Source organism: Kitasatospora sp. NPDC096077 (assembly GCF_040303245.1).
In the GTDB taxonomy this organism is placed as follows: domain Bacteria; phylum Actinomycetota; class Actinomycetes; order Streptomycetales; family Streptomycetaceae; genus Kitasatospora.
On sequence record NZ_JBEOSV010000002.1, the window covers coordinates 360,096 to 379,903 of the forward strand.

A 19,808-nucleotide genomic window follows, 5' to 3' on the forward strand; every position below is an offset into this window, starting at 1 on the left:
CCGCCGGTTGGCACCCCGCAACGGGTTTTTCACCAGCGGCTGAGCGTGGGCGCCGAGGTCAGCCGTTCGGCGAGCCCGGCCAGCCGGTCCAGGGCGGAGCGGCGGCCGGGCGGCTGTCCGGCGGCGGCGCTGACCAGGTGCTGGGCCAGGTCGAAGGGCTCCTCGGCGGCGGTCCCGACGGCGAGCCGCTCGTGCGCGAGACCGGCGAGGTCGGCGAGGTCGGTCAGGTCAGCCAGGTCGGCGGGGGCGCCGAGGCCACCCGGTGCGGCCGCGCCGTCCAGGGCGAGCACCGTCGCACCGTGCCGACGGGCGTCCTGCACCCGTTCGAGCAGCGGGGCGCCCGCCGCCCCCGGGGCCACCACCAGCACGGTGGCGCCGCGCCCGGCCTCGGTGAGCCGCCGCAGGTCGTGCGCCAGGTGGGCGGGGGCGGCGGCGGGCGGGCGGTGCCGCAGCAGGGTGGGGGCCAGCCGGGGGACGGCGGACCAGGCGGCCTCGTCCGCCAGGTGGGCGGCCAGGTGCCAGGGCTCGTACGCCTCGGTGCCGACCAGCAGCAACTCGCCCGCCCCGCGCCGCTCCACCGAACGCCGCAGGGTGCCGGCGAAGCCGCCGACCGCCTCCAGCCAGCCGGTGCCGGCCAGTCGTTCCCGGAGTGCCGAAACTCTCACCGCGTCCATGCGGGCCAGGATGTCGCGCCGGGCGCGCGGTTTGGCAGGATCAGCCCATGACTTCCCTCGATTCAGCGACAAACCCGGCAGCAAACCCGGCTCACGAACTGCCGGACGTCTCCCAGCTGGTGGTCGGCGTCCTCGGTGGCACCGGCGACCAGGGGCGCGGCCTGGCCCTGCGGCTGGCCAAGGCCGGCCAGCAGGTGATCATCGGTTCCCGCGACGCCGCCCGGGCCGAGGCCTCGGCCGCCGAACTGGGCGTCGGCGTGCGCGGCGCCGACAACGCCACCGTCGCCCGGGAGAGCGACGTGGTGATCGTCGCCGTCCCGTGGGACGGTCACGCCGCCACCCTGACCGCGCTGCGCGCGGAGCTGGCCGGGAAGATCGTCGTCGACTGCGTCAACCCGCTCGGCTTCGACAAGCAGGGCGCCTACGCGCTCAAGCCGGAGGAGGGCAGCGCCGCCCAGCAGGCCGCCGCCCTGCTGCCGGACTCCCGGGTGACCGCCGCCTTCCACCACCTCTCGGCGGTGCTGCTGCAGGACGAGTCGGTGGAGCGGATCGATACCGACGTCATGGTGCTCGGCGACGACCGGGCCGCCACCGACGTGGTGCGGGCGCTGGCGGGCCTGATCCCCGGCATGCGCGGCATCTTCTCCGGCCGGCTGCGCAACGCCCACCAGGTGGAGGCGCTGGTGGCGAACCTGATCTCGGTCAACCGCCGCTACAAGGCCCACGCGGGCCTGCGGATCACCGACGTGTGACCGGTGGACCCCGTGTCGACCTCACCCCTGGAAGGCTTCAGGAGGTGAGGTCGGCGACAATGGGGGACGGCCGCCATCCGGCCGTCCGTACCCGGTCCTAGGAGTCCCGCGCCATGCCTCGCACGTCCCTGTTCGCCCTGCTCGTCGTCGTCCTCGCGCTGGCGGCCGCCGTGGTCTCGATGGTCGAGGGCTTCTGGATCGGGCTGATCTGGCTCCCGCTGGCCGGTGTGGCGAGCAACGTGCTGTGGATGAACCGGCGCAGGGCCAAGCTCGCCGAGGCGGCCGCCGCCGCCGAGCAGGGCTAGCTCGTCGGCTAGCTCTTCCAGAAGCTGAACAGGTAGCGGCCGATCGTCGCGTAGTCGGTGCTCACGCCGAACAGGCCCATCAGGTCGTGGACGATCCCGAAGACGAACGAGTTCACCTCGGGCTGCCACAGCAGGGCGAACACCGCCAGCATCCCGTACGGGGCGAAGGGCTCGACCGCGCGCCGGGTCTTGGCGGAGAGCCAGGGCTCGACGATCCCGTAGCCGTCCAGGCCGGGGATCGGCAGCAGGTTCAGCAGTGCCGCGCTGAGCTGCAGCAGGCCGAGGAACCCGAGGGCGCAGGCGAAGGGGGAGGCGTCGTAGTCGTAGCCGTAGAACGTGGAGTGCAGGTCGGAGCCGTCCAGCCAGCCCGCGCCGACCGGGATCAGCAGCGCCGCCCCGATCAGCACGTTCACCAGCGGGCCGGCCGCCGAGATCAGGCTGTGCTTGAGCCGGCCGTGGATCCGGCTGCGCTCGATCCACACCGAGCCGCCGGGCAGGCCGATGCCGCCGAGGATCATGAAGACGATCGGCAGCACGAGGCTGAGCAGCATGTTGGCGTACTTCAGCGGGTTGAGCGTGAGGTAGCCCTTGGCCCCGACGGTGATGTCGCCGCCGTGCAGGGCGGTGCGCGCGTGGGCGTACTCGTGGAGGCAGAGCGAGACGACCCACCCCGACACCACGAACAGGAACACCCCGAAGCGGGCGTTGCCGAAGCCCGAGTACACCGCCCAGGCGGAGGTGCCCAGGGTGGCGAGGAGCACCCAGAACACCGGGCTGATCCGGCGGTCCTCGCTGCGGGAACGCGGCGTGGCGGCGAAGGTCATCTGTGGGTGCTCCGTGGACAGAGGGACGGGGGACTACCGGCAGGGACCGATCATGCCGGGCGGGTCGGTGGCCGGACAAGCCACCCGGGGTGAACGTCCGAGGTGCCGGGGCCGGTTCCACCGGACCGCCGGGGGCGGATCGGGTACAGCACAATTGTGCGCCCCCGCCGCCGCCGATCGACCAGAATGGACCGGTGCACTACGGCATCCTCGGTACCACCACAGCCCATCACGACGACGGCACGCCGGTCGCGCTCGGCGGCGCCCGGCTGCGGGCGCTGCTCACCGCGCTGGCCCTGCGGCAGGGGCGGCCCGTTCCGGCCGACCTGCTGGTGGACGAGGTGTGGGAGGCCGAGCCGCCGCAGGACGCCTCGGCCGCGCTGCAGACCCTGGTCGGCAGACTGCGCCGCACCATCGGCCGGGACCGGGTCGGCTCCGGCCCGGCCGGGTACTGGCTGACCGACCCGGCCACCGACCTCGCCGACTTCCAGCGGCTGGGCGGCGAGGGCCGGCGCGCCCTCGACGCCGGCGACCACGCGCTGGCCGCCGAGCGGCTGGGCGCCGCGCTGGCGCTGTGGCGCGGCCCCGCGCTGGCCGACCTGCCGGACCGGGCGGGCCCGGCCGCCCGGCTGGAGGCCCAGCGGGAGGAGGCCCGCCGGCACCGGATCACCGCCGACCTCGGGCTCGGCCGGGCCGCCGAGCTGGTCGCCGAACTCGCCGAACTGTGCGAACGGCAGCCGCTGGACGAGCCCCTGCAGCTGCTGATGCTGCGGGCCCTGCACGGGAGCGGGCGCACCGCCGAGGCGCTGCGCCACTACGAGCGGACCAGGCGTGCGCTGGCGGACGAGCTCGGCGTCGACCCGGGCCGCCAACTCCAGGACTTTTACGCCGAGTTGCTCGGCTCGGCGGCCCCGGCCGCCGTCCCGCCGATACCTGTCCCCGCCGTCCCCGCCGTCCCCGCCGTCCCCGCCGCCCCCGCCGTCCCGGCCCCGGTGCCCGAACCCGCGCCCGAACCCGCGCCCCAACTCCCGCGCCCCACCGGCAACCTGCGCGGCCGACTGACCAGCTTCGTCGGCCGGGAGGGCGATCTCACGGCCCTGCGCGGCCTGGTGACGGAACGTCGGCTGGTCACCCTGACCGGGCCGGGCGGCTCCGGCAAGACCCGGCTGTCGGTGGAGGCCGGCCGCGCCGAGCAGTCCGCCGGGCACTGGCCGGACGGCGTCTGGGTGGCCGAACTCGCCCCGCTGGAGAGCCCGGAGGCGGTGCCCGCCGCCGTGGTCTCGGCGCTCGGCCTGCGCGAACTCGTGCTGCACGGCGGCGGCCGGGTCGCCGAGGTGATGGAGAAGCGCGCCGAGGACCCGCTGCGCCGGCTGGTCGAGCACTGCGGCCACCGCCGGATGCTGCTGGTCCTGGACAACTGCGAGCACCTGATCCAGGCCGCCGCCGACCTGGCCGACACCCTGCTCGCCGAGTGCCCCGGGCTGACCGTGCTCGCCACCAGTCGGGAGCCGCTCGGCGTGCCCGGTGAGACCGTCCTGCCGGTCGAGCCGCTGCCCGACCCGGTGGCGCTGCGGCTGCTCGCCGAGCGGGCCGCCGCCGCCCGTCCCGGCTTCGACCCGGAGGGCGACCCGGAGGCCTGTGCCGAGATCTGCCGCCGCCTGGACGGCCTGCCACTGGCCATCGAACTGGCCGCCGCCCGGCTGCGGGTGATGACGGCCCGGCAGATCGCCGACCGGCTGGACGGCCGGTTCGCCCTGCTCACCGCCGGCAGCCGCACCCTGCTGCCGCGCCAGCAGACCCTGCGCGCGGTGGTCGACTGGAGTTGGGACCTGCTGGGCAAGCGGGAGCGGGCGGTGCTGCGCCGGCTCTCGGTGTTCGCGGGCGGCTGGCAGTTGGAGGACGCCGAGGTGGTCTGCGCCGACGGCACCGAGGTGGTCGGCCCGGAGGTCGCCGACCTGCTGCTCTCGCTGGTCGACAAGTCCCTGCTGGTGGCGGACCTGGCGGACGACGGCGGCCAGCCGCGCTACCGGATGCTGGAGACCATCCACGAGTACGCCACCGAGCGCCTCGCCGAGTCCGCCGCCGAGCGCGACGCCACCGGCGCCCGCCACCTCTCGCACTTCCGGTCCGTGGTGGCCGCCGCCGACCTGGCCGTGCACGGGCCCCGGCAGTTGCACTGGCTCTCGGTGCTGGACCGCGAGCAGGACAACGTCCGGGCCGCGCTGCGCCGGGCGATCGACCTCGGCGACGAGCAGCAGGCCCTGGTGCTGGCCCTCGGCATGAGCTGGTACTGGTCGCTGCGCGGCTACAGCCTGGAGGCCCGCGGCTGGTACGACGCGATCACGGCGCTGGGCCCGGGCCCGTTCGGCCCGGACGTCCCGCCGCCGGTGCCGCTGGACCGCCCCGTGCTGGCGTACGGCCTGCCGATGCCCGAGGGGGCGGCCGAGGAGGCCCGCCGGCTGGTCGCGATGTACCGGCTGCTCGGGCTGTTCGAGGGGAACCTGGACGTGCTCGGCAGCGCCGAGGCGGTCGCGGTGGGGCAGCACCTGATCGACGTCTACACCCCGGAACTGCCGCAGTCCTACCGCTTCCCGGCGATGATGCGGGTCTTCGGGGCCTTCCTGATCGGCCAGGTCGACCGGATGAAGGACCTGATGGACGACGCCGTCCGCGGCGCCGAGGTGCACGGCAGCCTGAACGACCTGGCCTTCGTCCTGCAGATCCGGGCCAAGATGATGAACGACTGGCCGGGCGGCTGGGAGCAGGGCGTCCAGGACGGCGAGCGCTCCCTGGAGCTGTACGAACGGGCCGGCAACCTCTGGGGGGTCTCCCAGGCACTGGCGGCCCGCGGCGAGTCGATGGCGCTCCGGGGCGAGCCCGGGGAGGCGGTCGCCGCGTACCGGCAGGCGATCGAGCTGGCCGAGCGGCTGGGCGCGCTGCAGGAGGTGCCGGTGCTCCGGGTGAACCTCGGCAGCGCCCTGCTGGAGCTGGACCTGGACCGCGGGGAGCGGATCATCCAGGAGACGGTGGCGGCCCTCGGCCCGATGGAGGCCGACCAGGCCTCCAACGGCGCGCTGCTGTTCGGCCGGCTGACGCTGGCCGGCATCCACTCCCAGCGCGGCGACCACGACCTGGCGCTGGCCGAACTGGACCTGCTGGAGACGGTCCGGACGGGCGGTGTCGGGCAGGGCATGGTCTCCGGGCTGGTCAGCTGCTCCCGGGGCTGGGTGGTCGCCCGGGCGGGGGATCCGGAACGGGGGCTCGACCTGCTCCGCGAGGGACGGCGGGCGCTGCGCTCGGCGGCCTCGGCCTCGGGCTTTGCCGGACAGATGGCGATCATGCTGGTGCCGGCCGTGGCCGGGGTGCTGCGCACCTTCGCCGAGCGTGACGGGGACCTCGACCGGGCCCGGCTGGCCGTCCGGTTGCTCGGCGCGCACGGCGGGCTGAACGGCCCGAAGGGCGGCTACCTGGACCGGGCCGAGCGGGACCGCTCGGCCGCCGTCCTGCGCGGGCTGCTGGGCGACGCCGAGTACGAGGCCGCGTACGCCTCCGGCGGCGGGATGACGCAGCAGCAGATCCAGGAGCTGCTGGAGGAGTTGATCGGTTGAGCGGTCGGCCGGTGTCCGTCCCCTGGTCACCGGCCGACCGCCCGTCCGTACCGGTCGGCGTCCCGTCCACGGCCGCCGGCCGGCTCCGACCCCGGCTCGCTCAGGTCCGCTTGCGAAAGCGGGCCACCGCGAGCGGGGCGAAGATCGCGGTCGAGGCGGCGGACCAGATCAGCACGATCATCACCGGGTGGGCCACCGCCCCTTCGCCGTTGAGCAGCGCCCGGGAGGCGTCGGCCAGCTGGGACAGCGGGTTGACCTTGGTGAAGGCCTGCAGCCAGCCCGGCATGGTGTTGGTCGGCGCGAAGATCGAGCTGCCGAACTGCAGCGGCATCAGGACCAGCATGGAGACGCCCTGGACGGCCTGGGCGCTCTTCATCGACATGCCCAGCAGCATCGAGATCCAGACGATCGACATGCCGAACACCAGCGACAGGCCGACGGCGGCCAGCAGTTGGAGGACGCCGGTCTTCAGCTCGAAGCCGAGGATGAAGGCGAAGGTCAGCAGGATCGCCGAGGAGAGCAGGGCACGCAGGGTCTCCGCGACCAGCTTGGACAGCAGGACGGAGGACCGGCCGATCGGCAGGGTGCGGAAGCGGTCCATCACCCCGGTCTGGAAGTCGGTGTTCAGGCCGGTGCCGACGGCCAGCGCCAGCGTCATGCCGGTCTGCCCGAGCAGGCCGGGGATCATGAACTGCTTGTACTTGTCCTGGTCCCCGCCCATCATGGCGCCGCCGAAGACGTAGACGAACAGCACGGTGAAGACGATCGGCATCAGCACGGCGTCGAACATCGACTCCGGGTCGGCCTTGATCCGCATCAGGTTGCGGCGGGTCAGCGCGCCGATGTGGCGCAGGGTGGCGGACGGGCCGATCCGGGTCTCGTCGGCCGGGGCGCCGCCGACCGGGGCGGGGACGAGCGTGGCGGTGGTCATGCGACGGGCTCCTTGACGAGGGCGGCGGACGCGGTGGGGGCGTCGGCGGTGGGCTTGCCGGTGATGGCGAGGAAGACCTCGTCCAGGCTGGGCACCTTGGTGTCGATGCCGGCGATCGCGAAGCCGCGCCCGCCGAGCACCCCGATCACGACGGTGAGCTGCTCGTCGTCGACCAGCGGCACCGCGAGCAGGCCGTCGTCGGGGGAGAAGGTGGCGGAGGTGATCCCGGCCTCGTGCAGGCAGCGGGTCATCTCCGGGAGCTCGGCCGGGTGGGCCGGGCGGACCTGGAGGATCTGGCCGCCGACCTTGGCCTTGAGCTCGGCGACGCCGCCGTTGGCGATCACCTTGCCGCGGTCGATCACGGTCAGCTCGTCGGCGAGCTGCTCGGCCTCCTCCATGTACTGGGTGGTCAGCAGCACGGTGCTGCCCTCGGCGACCATCCGCTGCACCTCGTCCCAGACCTCGTTGCGGGTGCGCGGGTCCAGACCGGTGGTGGGCTCGTCCAGGTAGAGCACCCGGGGGCGGCCCATCATGCTGGCGGCCAGGTCGAGGCGGCGGCGCATGCCGCCGGAGTAGGTCTTGGCGATGCGCTTGGCGGCGTCGGTGAGCGAGAAGCGCTCCAGCAGCTCGGCGGCCCGGGCCTTGGCCTCGCGGCCGGAGAGGTCGAGCAGCCGGCCGATCAGGTAGAGGTTCTCGTAGCCGGAGAGCAGCTCGTCCACCGACGCGTACTGGCCGGTCAGGCCGATGGTGCGGCGCAGCTGCTTGGGCTGGCGCAGGACGTCGTAGCCGCCCACGAACGCGGTGCCGGCGTCGGGCTTGATCAGCGTGGAGAGCACCCGGACCAGGGTGGTCTTGCCGGCGCCGTTGGGGCCGAGCAGGGCGAGGACGGTCCCCTCGCGGACGGTGAGGTCGACGCCGTCCAGGGCCTTGGTGTCGCCGAAGTGCTTGACGATGCCGTGCACCTCGACGGCGTTGCCGGCTGTTCCCCGCGTCTTCGGGGCGGTCGCGATTCCTGTCATGCCTCCAGGGTGTCCGTCCCTGCTGTCAGCCCCCTGTCGCCGGGGCCCGGCTCGCTGTCAGCCCGCTGTCACGGGGCGGCCGACGGCGTCCGGGCGTGACAGCGGCCCTGCTCCGAGGGGTTCGGAGCAGGGCCGCGGCCGGGCGGGGTCAGTGGAAGCTGTGCTCCTCCGCCGGGAAGGCGCCGGTGCGGACGTCCTCCGCGTAGGCGCGGGCGGCCTCGCCGAGGACGCCGCGCAGGTTCGCGTACTTCTTGACGAACTTGGGCACCCGGCCCGCCGTCATGCCGGCCATGTCGGTCCAGACCAGCACCTGGGCGTCGGTCTCCGGGCCGCCGCCGATGCCGACGGTCGGGATCGCCAGCTGCTCGGTGACCTGGGCGGCCAGTTCGGCCGGGACGGCCTCCAGCACCACCGAGAAGGCGCCGGCCTGCTGGACGGCCTTGGCGTCGCGCAGCAGCTGGTGCGCCGCCTCGTCGCCGCGGCCCTGGACCGGGTAGCCGCCGAAGGCGTGCACCGACTGCGGGGTGAGGCCGATGTGGGCCATCACCGGGACGCCGGCCTCGACCAGCAGCTCGATCGAACGGGCGCTGCGCTCGCCGCCCTCCAGCTTGACGGCGCCGACCCCGGCGTCCTTCATCAGCCGGGCCGCGTTGTGCATGGCCTGCGCGGGCGACTCCTGGTACGAGCCGAAGGGCAGGTCGGCGACGATCATGGCGCGCTGGGTGCCGCGGACGACGGCGGCGGAGAGCATCACCATCTGATCCATGGTCACCGGCACGGTGGTCTCGTAGCCGAGGTGGCAGTTGCCGGCCGAGTCGCCGACCAGCAGGACGGGGATCCCGGCCTCGTCGAAAACGCCCGCGGTGAGCGCGTCGTAGGCGGTGAGCATGGCCCACTTCTCGCCGCGCTGCTTGGCGCCGGCGAGGTCGCGGACGGTGACGCGGCGGTTGGTGACCCCGCCGTAGAGGGTGGTGGTGGTCGCCTGGTTCTGGGCAGGCGAAGGCGAAGAAGCGTTCATCGAACGGACTCCTGAAGGGTTGTCGTCTCGTGGCGCCGTACGGCGTCCCCGGATCACCTCCATGCTTGCACGCCCCGGCGTGAGCGCAAAGGGCGGTGCGGTGGGTGGGGTGCGATCCACGCCACACCGGCCCCCGCGCGCCGGGCGGGCTTTGCCTCGTTTTTACGAAACGGACTCGTCTCGTATCGTATTGGCCGCTAATCTGATCCGGGGGGTTACGAGACGTCCACGACTCGCAAATGCCCGCCAGTGCCACGTCAACACGGACGGGAAGACCAATGACCACCGCAGCCGCGCCACCCCGCGTGCCGGAAGCCATCCACCGCCGACGCTGGGCGATCCTGTGCACCCTGGTGCTCGCCCTGCTCGTCGTCGTGCTCGACAACTCGATCCTGAACGTCGCGATGAAGACCATCGCGACCCCCGCCCCGGTCGGACTGGGCGCCACCCAGAGCGACCTGGAATGGGCGATCAACTCCTACACCCTGGTGTTCGCCGGGCTGCTCTTCACCTCCGGCCTGCTCGGCGACCGCTTCGGCCGCAAGCGGGCGCTGCTGGTCGGCATGGTGGTCTTCGGGATCGCCTCGCTGCTCTCCTCGATGTCCGGCTCGCCCGGTGAACTCATCGGCTACCGCGGCCTGATGGGCGTCGGCGCCGCGCTCGCGATGCCCGCCACGCTGGCGATCATCATGAACGTCTTCGAGCGCGAGGAGCAGCCCAAGGCGATCGGCATCTGGGCCGGCGCGGTCGGCCTGGCCATCGCCATCGGCCCGATCACCGGCGGCCTGCTGATCGAGCACTTCTGGTGGGGCTCGGTCTTCCTGGTCAACGTCCCGATCGTGGTCGTCGCGGTGATCGCGATGGTGGTCCTGGTCCCCGAGTCCAAGGACCCCAACCCGGGCGCGCTCGACCCGGTGGGCGTGCTGCTGTCGATCGTCGGCCTGGTCGCGCTGATCTACGGCATCATCAAGGGCGGCGAGCTGGCCGACTTCACCGCGTTCGCCGCCTGGGGCCCGACCCTGCTCGGCGTGCTCGCGCTGGCCGCCTTCGTGGTGTACGAGCGCCGCATCCCGTTCCCCGCGCTGGACGTCACCTGGTTCCGCAACAGGGTGTTCAGCGCCTCCGTGGTCGTGGTCGGCGTGATCTTCTTCGCGCTGATGGGCGTCTCCTTCTTCGGCGTCTTCTACATCCAGAGCGTGCGTGGCTACAGCGCGTTGCAGGCCGGTCTGCTGATGCTGCCGCTGGCCGTCGCCCAGCTGCTGTTCGCCCCGCGGGCCCGGCTGGTGGTCGAGCGCTTCGGCGTCGCCGCCACCGCGGCCGGCGGCATGGTGCTGGTCGCGCTCGGCTTCGTCGGCTACGTCGTGCTGACTGCCACCACCCCGATCTGGGTGCTGATCGTGCTCGGCCTGGTGATGGGCAGCGGCATGGCGCACGTCATGCCGCCGGTCACCGTGGCGATCATGGGATCGCTGCCCCGTGAGAAGGCCGGCGCCGGCTCGGCCGTCAACAACACCTTCCGCCAGGTCGGCGGCTCGCTCGGGGTCGCCGTGCTCGGCGCCGTGCTGTCCTCCGTGTACCGCGACGGGATGTCCGACACCCTCACCCACCTGCCGGAGAACCTGCGCGACAAGGCGGGCGAGTCGCTGGAGGCCACCCTGGCCATCGCCGGCCGGATCCCCGACGGCAAGGGCGCGGCGCTGATCGCCCCGGCGAACGACGCCTTCATCCACGCGATGCACGTGGTGGCCTCGCTCTCGGTCGGCATCTCGCTGGTTGGTGCGCTGGTCGCCTGGTTCCTGCTCCCGCGCCGCGGCGCCGCCCCCGGCGCTCCGGGCGGCCCCGGCGGGAAGGCGCCCGAGCAGCAGGACCAGGCCCGTGAGGCCGCGGCGGCCTGAGCCCGGGCGGCCGGAACCCCGGCTCGACCGGTCCTCGACCGGCCCGGCTCGATCGGCTGAGCGACAATGGCCCCTGCCGACCGGCGGTCCGGTCGGCGGGGCCTCCGGCCCGGGCGGGGGACATCGCCCGGGGCCCGGACCGACGGACAGACCACGGCGCCCGCGCCGGGGGTGCAGCGAGGGAGAGACAGCGGCCATGAGGACGGACACGCCGAGCGTCGACACCGGGCCCCCGTGCGCGGCGGTACGGCGCGGCCGGCCCCGCAGCGAGGCCGCCGAGCAGGCCATCCTCACCGCCGTCGAGGACCTGATGGCCGACGGCAACACGCTGTCCGAACTCACCATCGAGGGCATCGCCACCGCGGCCGGCGTCGGCAAGGCCACCATCTACCGGCGCTGGCCCAACAAGGAGGCCCTGCTGGTCGACGTGGTCGGCCGGCTGGAGGAGCCGATCCCGGCCCCCACCGGCCGGGGCGCCCGCGAGGACCTGATCGCGATGGTCGACTACATCCGCCGCCGCGGCCTGGCCAAGCGCACCCGCTGGGTGCTCAAGGCCGCGCTCGGGCAGATGCATACCCTTCCCGAGCTGTACGGTGCCTACCGGGAGCGGGTGGTCAAGCCCCGCCGGGAGATCGGGCTCCGGCTGATCCGGGAGGCCGTCGCCGAGGGCGTGATCCGCGACGACGTCGACGTGGAACTGCTCGGCGACCTGCTGATGGGGCCGATCCTCTACCGCACCATCCTCTCGGAGGACTCCGACCTGGAGGACCCGGACCTCTCCCGCCGGATGGTCGACACCGTGCTCGACGGCCTCGCCCCCCGCCGTTAGCCGCTGCTTCGTACACGTGGCCCGACCCGTCCGGGCACGTGGCCTGGCTCACCAAAGCGGGCCACGCCGGAACCCGGTCCCGGGGCCGCGCGTCTGTCCCGGCATAGGCTGAGCCGGGTATCCGATCAAACCGGCACCAGTCCGGCACGGCGCCCGTACCCCCACGGACCCGGACGTCGGACCGGCGACGGCACGAACGACGGGAGCCACGGCATGGCGCAGGCGGACAGCACCGAACGGACCACGGCCCGTGGCGGTGCCGGCACGCCCGTCGGCCGCGGCGGCTTCCTCGGCCTGCGGCACTGGGGCCGGGACGCCCGCGGCAGCGGCCCCTGGCGGCGCGGGCTGCTGGTCGCCCTGCTGGCCGTGGCCACCGCCGCGCTGCTGGGCTTCCACGCCCGGGTGCCGAACAGCGTCGGCAACCTCGGCAGCCTGCTGGAGACCTTCCTGCCCTGGGTGGGCCTGGCCGTCCCGGTGCTGCTGGTGCCCGCGCTGCTCCGCCGCTCGGCCACCGCGCTGATCGCCCTGCTGCTGCCCGCCCTGCTGTGGGTCAACCTGTTCGGCGGGCTGGTGTCCGACAAGAGCGGCGGCAAGGGCGACTGGACGGTGGTCAGCCACAACGTCGCCGCCGGCAACACCGACGTGCCGGGCACCATCCGCGGCCTGGTCGCCTCGGGGGCCGAGATCGTCGCCCTCCAGGAGCTGGCCGGCCCGCAGGTGGGGGCGTACGAGACCGGGCTGGCCGGCAGCTACCCGCACCACACGGTGGAGGGGACGGTCGGGCTCTGGTCGAAGTACCCGATCGCCGACGTCTCGCCGGTGGACCTGAAGATCGGCTGGACCAGGGCGTTCCGGGCCGAGGTCAGCACCCCGCAGGGCCCGGTCGCGGTGTACGTCGCCCACCTGCCGTCCGTGCGGCTCAAGGCCGAGGGCGGCTTCACCGTCCGGCAGCGGGACGTCAGCGCCCAGGCGCTCGGCGACGCGATCCAGGCCGAGCCGGTGAAGAAGGTGCTGCTGCTCGGCGACCTCAACGGCACCATGAACGACCGCAGCCTGGCCCCGGTCACCTCGCAGATGCGCTCGGCCCAGGGCGCGGCCGGGGACGGCTTCGGCTTCAGCTGGCCCTCGGCGTTCCCGATGGCGCGGATCGACCAGATCATGAGCAAGGGCGGGCTCCGGCCGGTGGACTCCCGCACCCTGCCCCGGGACGGCAGCGACCACCTCGCGGTGGCCGCCGCCTACCGGTACAACTAGCCGCGTACCGGTACAACTAGCCGCGCCGCCAGCGGTTGGTGATCGGCAGCCGGCGGTCCCGGCCGAAGTTCTTGACCGAGATCTTCGGGCCCGGCGGGTACTGGCGCCGCTTGTACTCGGCGGTGTCGACCAGCCGGACCACCCGGTCCACCACGGCCGGGTCGAAGCCGGCCGCGACGATCGCGTCCCGGCCCTCGTCGCCCTCGATGTAGCGGGCCAGCACGCTGTCCAGCAGGTCGTAGTCGGGCAGCGAGTCGGCGTCCACCTGGTCCGGCCGCAGCTCGGCGGACGGCGGCTTGGTGATGGTGTGCTCGGGGATCGGCGGCGCCTCGCCGCGCCGCTCGGCCTCCTCGTTGCGCCAGCGGGCGAGCCGGAAGACCAGCGACTTGTAGACGTCCTTGATCGGGCCGTACGCGCCCACCGAGTCGCCGTACAGGGTCGAGTAGCCGACCGCCAGCTCGCTCTTGTTGCCGGGCGCGAGCACGAGGTGCCCCTCCTGGTTGGAGATCGCCATCAGCAGGGTGCCGCGCAGCCGGGACTGCAGGTTCTCCTCGGCCAGGCCGGTCAGTTCGGTGGCGGCCAGGTAGGCGTCGAACATCGGGGCGATCGAGACGGTGCGGAAGTTCAGCCCGGTGCGGCGGGCCAGTTCGGCCGCGTCGTCCCGGGAGTGCTGGGAGGAGTAGCGGCTGGGCATCGAGACGCAGTGCACGTTGTCGGCGCCGAGCGCGTCCACCGCGATCGAGGCCACCAGGGCCGAGTCGATGCCGCCGGAGAGGCCGATCAGCACCGAGCGGAAGCCGTTCTTGGTCACGTACGCCCGGGTGCCGGAGACCAGCGCGGCCCAGATCTCGGCCTCGTCGGAGAGCCGCGGCGCGATGCCGGCGGTGCGCCTCTCGGCGGGGGCCGGGGCGGGCCGGTCGCCCAGCTCGGTGCGGACCAGGTGCAGCCCGTCGCCGAGCAGCAGGCCGTCGGTGTGGTCGCTGTCGGCGGCCGGCAGGTCGAGGTCCAGCACCATCAGGTGCTCCTCGAACTGCGGTGCACGGGCCAGGACTTGACCGTCCGCGCCGACCACGACGGAGTCTCCGTCGAAGACCAGCTCGTCCTGGCCGCCGACCATGTTGACGTACGCCAGCGGGCAGCCCGCCTCGGCCGCGCGGCGCCGCACCAGCTCCAGCCGCTGGTCGTCCTTGTTCCGTTCGTACGGTGAGCCGTTGACGACCAGCAGCAGTCCGGCGCCGGCCTCGCGGGCGGCGGTGACCCGGCCGCCGTCCTGCCAGATGTCCTCGCAGATCGCCAGCGCGACGTCCACCCCGTGCAGCCGCAGCACCGGCAGCTGGTCGCCCGGGACGAACCAGCGGTACTCGTCGAAGACGCCGTAGTTGGGCAGGTGGTGCTTGGCGAAGCGGGTCAGCACCTCGCCCCGGTGCAGCACCGCGGCGCAGTTCTGCGGTGACCCGGCGGGGCGGCCGAACCGCGGTGAGGCGTGCTCGGAGCGGCCGAGGTAGCCGACCACCACCGGCACCTCGCCCAGTCCGTCGTCGGCCAGCCGGCCCGCCAGCGCGACCAGGGCGCCGCGCGAGGCCTCGACGAAGGAGCGGCGCAGTGCGAGGTCCTCGACCGGGTAGCCGGTCAGGGCCATCTCGGGGAACGCGACCAGCTGGGCGCCGGCCTCGACGGCCTGCTTGGTCCAGCGCACCACCTCGTCGCTGTTGCGGGCGAGGTCACCGACCCAGGGGTCGGTCTGGCTCAGGGCGAGACGGAGAGTGGGCATGGCAGGAGTCTAATCGTCTAACTGACGCAATGTCCCGTGCAGATGGTAGGACCGGGGGTCGGCCCTGCCGCGGCCCGCGGGGATCGGCCATGATGGTGGCAATCGCTTTACGGGGTCTTTCGGGGGCCGCCCGGGCGTAACACGAGCGTAAAGAGCAGAGGTGAGACTGTCCCCATGGGCAAGCAGCAGCAGTTCGTGCTTCGGACGCTCGAAGAGCGTGACATCCGGTTCGTCCGGCTGTGGTTCACCGATGTGCTCGGGTTCCTCAAGTCGGTCGCGGTGGCGCCGGCCGAGCTGGAACAGGCCTTCGAGGAGGGCATCGGGTTCGACGGCTCGGCGATCGAGGGATTCGCCCGGGTGTACGAGTCCGACATGATCGCCAAACCGGATCCGACCACCTTCCAGATCCTGCCGTGGCGCTCGGAGACCCCGGGCACCGCGCGGATGTTCTGCGACATCCTGATGCCGGACGGCTCGCCCTCCTACGCCGATCCCCGGTTCGTGCTCAAGCGCACCCTGGAGAAGGCCTCCGAGCAGGGCTTCACCTTCTACACCCACCCCGAGATCGAGTTCTTCCTGCTGAAGAACCTGCCCGGCGACGGCACCGCGCCGATCCCCGCCGACCAGTCCGGCTACTTCGACCACACCCCGCGCGGGGTGGGCCACGACTTCCGCCGACAGGCGATCACCATGCTGGAGTCGATGGGCATCTCGGTCGAGTTCTCGCACCACGAGGGCGCCCCCGGCCAGCAGGAGATCGACCTGCGCTACGCCGACGCGCTGTCCACCGCCGACAACATCATGACCTTCCGACTGGTCATGAAGGAGGTCGCGCTGGAGCAGGGCGTGCACGCCAGCTTCATGCCCAAGCCGTTCTCCGAGCACCCCGGCAGCGGCATGCACACCCACCTCTCGCTCTTCGAGGGCGACCGCAACGCCTTCCACGAGTCCGGCGCCGAGTACCAGCTCTCCAAGGTCGGCAGATCGTTCATCGCCGGCCTGCTGCGGCACGCCGCCGAGACGGCCGCCGTCACCAACCAGTGGGTGAACTCCTACAAGCGGATCTGGGGCGGCTCCCAGCGCACCGCCGGCGCCGGCGGCGAGGCCCCCTCGTACATCTGCTGGGGCCACAACAACCGCTCGGCGCTGATCCGGGTGCCGATGTACAAGCCGGGCAAGCAGGGCTCCACCCGGATCGAGGTGCGCTCCCTGGACACCGGCTGCAACCCGTACCTCGCCTACGCCGTCACCCTGGCGGCCGGCCTCAAGGGCATCGAGGAGGGCTACGAGCTCCCGCCCGGCGCCGACGACGACGTGTGGGCGCTGACCGACTCCGAGCGCCGCGCCCTCGGCATCCAGCCGATGCCGCAGAACCTCGGCGAGGCCATCGACCTGATGCAGCGCAGCGAACTGGTCGCCGAGACCCTGGGCGAGCACGTGTTCGACTTCTTCCTGCGCAACAAGCGCCAGGAGTGGGAGGAGTACCGCTCCGAGGTCACCCCGTTCGAGCTGCGGAAGAACCTCCAGGTGCTCTGAGCCCCGGACCCGCCCGGGCCGGTCCCGCCGCCGTCCGACCGGGCGACGGCGGGCCCGGCGCCCCGGTGTGACCGGGGGAGCGGGAGGGGCTCCGGTGACAGAACGTGAAGAAGGTGTGACGTAGTGGTGGCCGGGGTGGAGAAGGCACCGGGTGAAACCGGCCGATCGCGGGCGGGGTCACGCGGACGGGTGCTCGTCCGGCGGGCGGGTCACCCCCGGGCGCGGCGCCCTGCGGGCGCGTAACCTGCTACCGAACTCCTGTCGTTCGTCCCGCAGCCGGGACTTCGCGGACGGGCCGGCGGGCGGACGGACGGAGGGGTCGATGGCGGTGGAGGAGCAGCGGGCCGGGAGCCGGGTCAGCCGGCCCGAGATCAGGTTGGTCCGGCGCGGGTTCACCGATCCCGCCAAGGCGGTGCGGCTGCTGGACGGCCCCGGGCTGGAGGGCCTGGCGGACGACCCGGTGCTGCTGGACGCGCTCGGCGCCACCGCCGACCCCGACCTCGCGCTGCTGGGCCTGGCCCGGCTGCTGGAGGCCGCCGACGAGGCCGACCGGCACACCCTGCGCGACACCCTCACCACCTCCAAGCCGCTGCGCGACCGGCTGCTCGGCGTGCTCGGCGTCTCCACCGCGCTCGGCGACCACCTGGCCCGGCACCCGCACGACTGGCACGCGCTGGTCACCTTCGAGCTGCGCGACATGCACCCCGGCCCGGCGGACTTCCGCCGGGCGCTCGCCGAGGGCGTCGCGCGCGGCCGCGACCACGGCCCGGAGAACGCGCTGCGGGTCGCCTACCGCCGTTGCCTGCTGGCCATCGCCGCCCGGGACCTCACCGGCACCACCGACCTCGCCCAGACCGCCGCCGAGCTCGCCGACCTGGCCGGCGCCACCCTGCAGACCGCCCTGGACCTCGCCGCCGAACAGGACCCGGAGGCCGTCGCGGCCTGCCGGCTCGCCGTGATCGGGATGGGCAAGTGCGGCGGCCGCGAGCTCAACTACGTCTCCGACGTGGACGTGATCTTCGTCGCCGAGCCGCGCGAGGGCGTGGACGAGCAGACCGCGATCCGGGCCGCCACCCGGCTGGCCGCCGCGCTCACCCGGCTCTGCTCCGACACCACCGGCGAGGGCACCATCTGGCCGGTGGACGCCAACCTGCGCCCGGAGGGCCGCAACGGACCGCTGGTGCGCACTCTGGCCAGCCACCTCGCCTACTACCAGCGCTGGGCCAAGACCTGGGAGTTCCAGGCGCTGCTCAAGGCCCGCCCGGTCGCCGGGGACGCCGAGCTCGGCGCCGCGTACGTCGAGGCGCTCGCCCCGATGGTGTGGCAGGCCGCCGCCCGGGAGAACTTCGTCACCGACGTGCAGCAGATGCGCCGCCGGGTGATCGACTCCATCCCGGCCACCGAACTGGACCGCCAGCTCAAGCTCGGCCCGGGCGGGCTGCGCGACGTCGAGTTCTCCGTCCAGCTGCTCCAGCTGGTGCACGGCCGCACCGACCCGGCGCTGCGCAGCGGCAACACCCTGGAGGCGCTGGCCGCGCTCTCCCGCGGCGGGTACGTCGGCCGGGCGGACGCCGTCTCGCTGGACACCGCGTACCGCTTCCTGCGCTCGCTGGAGCACCGCATCCAGCTGCACCGGCTGCGCCGCACCCATCTGATGCCCACCGCCGAGGAGGACCTGCGCCGCCTCGCCCGCTCGCTCTCCGGGCTGATCAACGACGACACCCGCTCCGACCCGGTGGCCGCGCTGCAACGCGAGTGGAAGCGGCACGCGGTGGAGGTGCGGCGGCTGCACGAGAAGCTGTTCTACCGCCCGCTGCTCGATGCCGTCGCCGAACTGCCGCCCGGCGCGGCCGGGTTGACCCCGGAGGCGGCCCGGGCCCGGCTGGAGGCGCTCGGCTACACCGACCCGGCCGCGGCGCTGCGGCACATCAGCGCGCTCGCCTCCGGCGTCAGCCGCAAGGCCGCGATCCAGCGCACCCTGCTGCCGGTGCTGCTCGGCTGGTTCGCCGAGTCGGCCGACCCGGACGCCGGACTGCTCAACTTCCGCCTGGTCTCCGACGCGCTCGGCCGCACCCCCTGGTACCTGCGGCTGCTGCGGGACGAGAGCGCCGCCGCCGAGCAGCTGGCCCGGGTGCTCTCGGCCGGCCGGCTCGCCCCCGATCTGCTGCTGCGCGCCCCCGAGGCGGTGGCCATGCTGGGCGACCCCCGGGGCCCGGTCCCGCGCGGCCGGGCGGCGCTGCAGTCGGAGATACTGGCCGCCGTCGGCCGGGCCGGATCGACCGCCGCCGCGGTGGCCGCCGCCCGCTCGGTGCGCCGCCGTGAGCTGTTCCGGACGGCCGCCGCGGACGTGCTCGGCCGGCTCGGGGAGGACCCGGCCGAGGCGCTGGACGTCGCCGGGGAGGCGCTGACCGCGCTCAACGCCGCCACCCTCCAGGGCGCCCTGCGGGCCTGCATCGCCGGCTGGGAGGCCGAGCACGGGGACCTGCCGACCCGGATCGCCGTGATCGCGATGGGCCGCTTCGGCGGGCACGAGCTGGGCTACGGCTCGGACGCGGACGTGCTCTTCGTCCACGAGCCGCTGCTCGGCTCGCTGGAGCAGGAGGCGGCCCGGGCGGCCCAGGCGGTCTGCAACGAGCTGCGCACCCTGCTGGCCGCGCCGTCCACCGAGCCGCCGCTGCTGGTCGACGCCGACCTGCGGCCGGAGGGCCGCAGCGGCCCGCTGGTGCGCACCCTGGCCTCGTACGCGGCGTACTACCGGCGCTGGTCGCACGCCTGGGAGAGCCAGGCGCTGCTGCGGGCCGAGCCGGTGGCCGGGGACGAGGACCTGGGCGCCCGGTTCCGGCGGCTGATCGACCCGCTGCGCTACCCGGGCGCCGGGGTGCCGGAGCGGGACCTGGTGGAGATCCGCCGGATCAAGGCCCGGATCGAGGCCGAGCGGCTGCCGCGCGGCGCCGACCCGACCACCCACACCAAGATCGGCCGGGGCGGCCTGGCGGACGTCGAGTGGACGGTGCAGCTGCTCCAGCTCCAGCACGGGCACGAGCTGCCGGAGCTGCGCACCACCCGGACCAGGGCCGCGCTGGCGGCCGCCGCCGGGGCCGGGCTGGTGGAGCAGGCCGACGCGGAGGTGCTGGAGGCGGCTTGGGTGCTGGCCTCCCGGGTGCGGTCGGCGGTGATGCTGGTGCGCGGGCGGCCGGGGGACAGCTTCCCGGGGGAGGCCCGGGAGCTGGCCGGGGTGGCCCGCTACCTCGGGTACGGGGCCGGGCACAGCGGGGAGCTGGTGGACGACTACCGGCGCACCACCCGGCGGGCCCGGGCTGTGGTGGACCGGCTGTTCTACGGGTCCTGAGCCGTCCCGCGCATGCGGAAGGGGCCCCACGCGGGGGCCCCTT

At 73.7% G+C, this 19,808-nt stretch carries 14 protein-coding genes; 8 read left to right on the forward strand and 6 right to left on the reverse strand.

What is annotated here, in order from left to right; all coding sequences use genetic code 11:
- Positions 1 to 29: 29 nt before the first annotated feature.
- On the reverse strand, positions 30 to 674 hold the full coding sequence (locus tag ABTZ03_RS03510) for a hypothetical protein (RefSeq protein ID WP_350511180.1): 645 nt from the start codon (positions 672 to 674) through the stop codon (positions 30 to 32).
- Between the two features lie 47 nt (positions 675 to 721).
- On the opposite strand from ABTZ03_RS03510, the gene npdG reads away from it, so the two are divergent.
- Entirely contained in the window at positions 722 to 1,426 is a 705-nt protein-coding gene (gene npdG / locus ABTZ03_RS03515; protein WP_350511181.1) for an NADPH-dependent F420 reductase, read from the forward strand.
- Between the two features lie 113 nt (positions 1,427 to 1,539).
- Positions 1,540 to 1,731, forward strand: a complete 192-nt coding sequence (locus ABTZ03_RS03520) for a hypothetical protein (protein ID WP_350511182.1) — start codon at positions 1,540 to 1,542, stop codon at positions 1,729 to 1,731.
- Positions 1,732 to 1,739: 8 nt separating this feature from the next.
- Here the strand turns inward: ABTZ03_RS03520 and ABTZ03_RS03525 are convergent, their stop codons facing one another.
- A complete protein-coding gene (locus tag ABTZ03_RS03525) occupies positions 1,740 to 2,555 on the reverse strand; it encodes a site-2 protease family protein (protein WP_350511183.1) in 816 nt (271 codons plus the stop codon).
- Positions 2,556 to 2,749: 194 nt separating this feature from the next.
- Between ABTZ03_RS03525 and ABTZ03_RS03530 the strand changes: the two genes are divergently transcribed.
- Positions 2,750 to 6,163 (forward strand): AfsR/SARP family transcriptional regulator, encoded by a 3,414-nt coding sequence (locus ABTZ03_RS03530; protein ID WP_350511184.1) that lies wholly within the window; start codon positions 2,750 to 2,752, stop codon positions 6,161 to 6,163.
- Between the two features lie 100 nt (positions 6,164 to 6,263).
- On the opposite strand, the gene ABTZ03_RS03535 is transcribed toward ABTZ03_RS03530, so the two are convergent.
- The 3 genes from ABTZ03_RS03535 to panB form a co-directional block, all read right to left on the reverse strand.
- A complete protein-coding gene (locus ABTZ03_RS03535; protein WP_350511185.1) occupies positions 6,264 to 7,094 on the reverse strand; it encodes an ABC transporter permease in 831 nt (276 codons plus the stop codon).
- Complete coding sequence (locus tag ABTZ03_RS03540; RefSeq protein WP_350511186.1) at positions 7,091 to 8,113, reverse strand: ATP-binding cassette domain-containing protein; 1,023 nt, start codon at positions 8,111 to 8,113, stop codon at positions 7,091 to 7,093. The genes ABTZ03_RS03535 and ABTZ03_RS03540 overlap by 4 nt, the downstream gene beginning before the upstream one ends.
- A 148-nt stretch (positions 8,114 to 8,261) precedes the next feature.
- A complete protein-coding gene (gene panB / locus ABTZ03_RS03545) occupies positions 8,262 to 9,131 on the reverse strand; it encodes a 3-methyl-2-oxobutanoate hydroxymethyltransferase (RefSeq protein WP_350511187.1) in 870 nt (289 codons plus the stop codon).
- A 278-nt stretch (positions 9,132 to 9,409) separates the two neighbouring features.
- Between panB and ABTZ03_RS03550 the strand changes: the two genes are divergently transcribed.
- From ABTZ03_RS03550 to ABTZ03_RS03560, 3 genes are all read left to right on the forward strand, one after another.
- Entirely contained in the window at positions 9,410 to 11,026 is a 1,617-nt protein-coding gene (locus tag ABTZ03_RS03550; protein ID WP_350511188.1) for an MFS transporter, read from the forward strand.
- Positions 11,027 to 11,222: 196 nt separating this feature from the next.
- Positions 11,223 to 11,855, forward strand: coding sequence for a TetR/AcrR family transcriptional regulator (locus ABTZ03_RS03555; protein WP_350511189.1), 633 nt, complete (start codon positions 11,223 to 11,225; stop codon positions 11,853 to 11,855).
- A 213-nt stretch (positions 11,856 to 12,068) separates the two neighbouring features.
- On the forward strand, positions 12,069 to 13,109 hold the full coding sequence (locus ABTZ03_RS03560) for an endonuclease/exonuclease/phosphatase family protein (protein WP_350511190.1): 1,041 nt from the start codon (positions 12,069 to 12,071) through the stop codon (positions 13,107 to 13,109).
- Positions 13,110 to 13,125: 16 nt separating this feature from the next.
- Here the strand turns inward: ABTZ03_RS03560 and ABTZ03_RS03565 are convergent, their stop codons facing one another.
- Positions 13,126 to 14,880: an NAD+ synthase gene (locus tag ABTZ03_RS03565; protein ID WP_350511191.1), complete on the reverse strand. Its 1,755-nt coding sequence runs from the start codon at positions 14,878 to 14,880 to the stop codon at positions 13,126 to 13,128.
- 174 nt (positions 14,881 to 15,054) lie between these two features.
- On the opposite strand from ABTZ03_RS03565, the gene glnA2 reads away from it, so the two are divergent.
- The gene (glnA2, locus tag ABTZ03_RS03570; protein ID WP_350511192.1) at positions 15,055 to 16,416 is read left to right on the forward strand and encodes a gamma-glutamylpolyamine synthetase GlnA2; all 1,362 of its coding nucleotides are present in this window, start codon (positions 15,055 to 15,057) and stop codon (positions 16,414 to 16,416) included.
- A gap of 322 nt (positions 16,417 to 16,738) precedes the next feature.
- A complete protein-coding gene (locus tag ABTZ03_RS03575) occupies positions 16,739 to 19,765 on the forward strand; it encodes a bifunctional [glutamine synthetase] adenylyltransferase/[glutamine synthetase]-adenylyl-L-tyrosine phosphorylase (protein ID WP_350511193.1) in 3,027 nt (1,008 codons plus the stop codon).
- Positions 19,766 to 19,808: the final 43 nt, after the last annotated feature.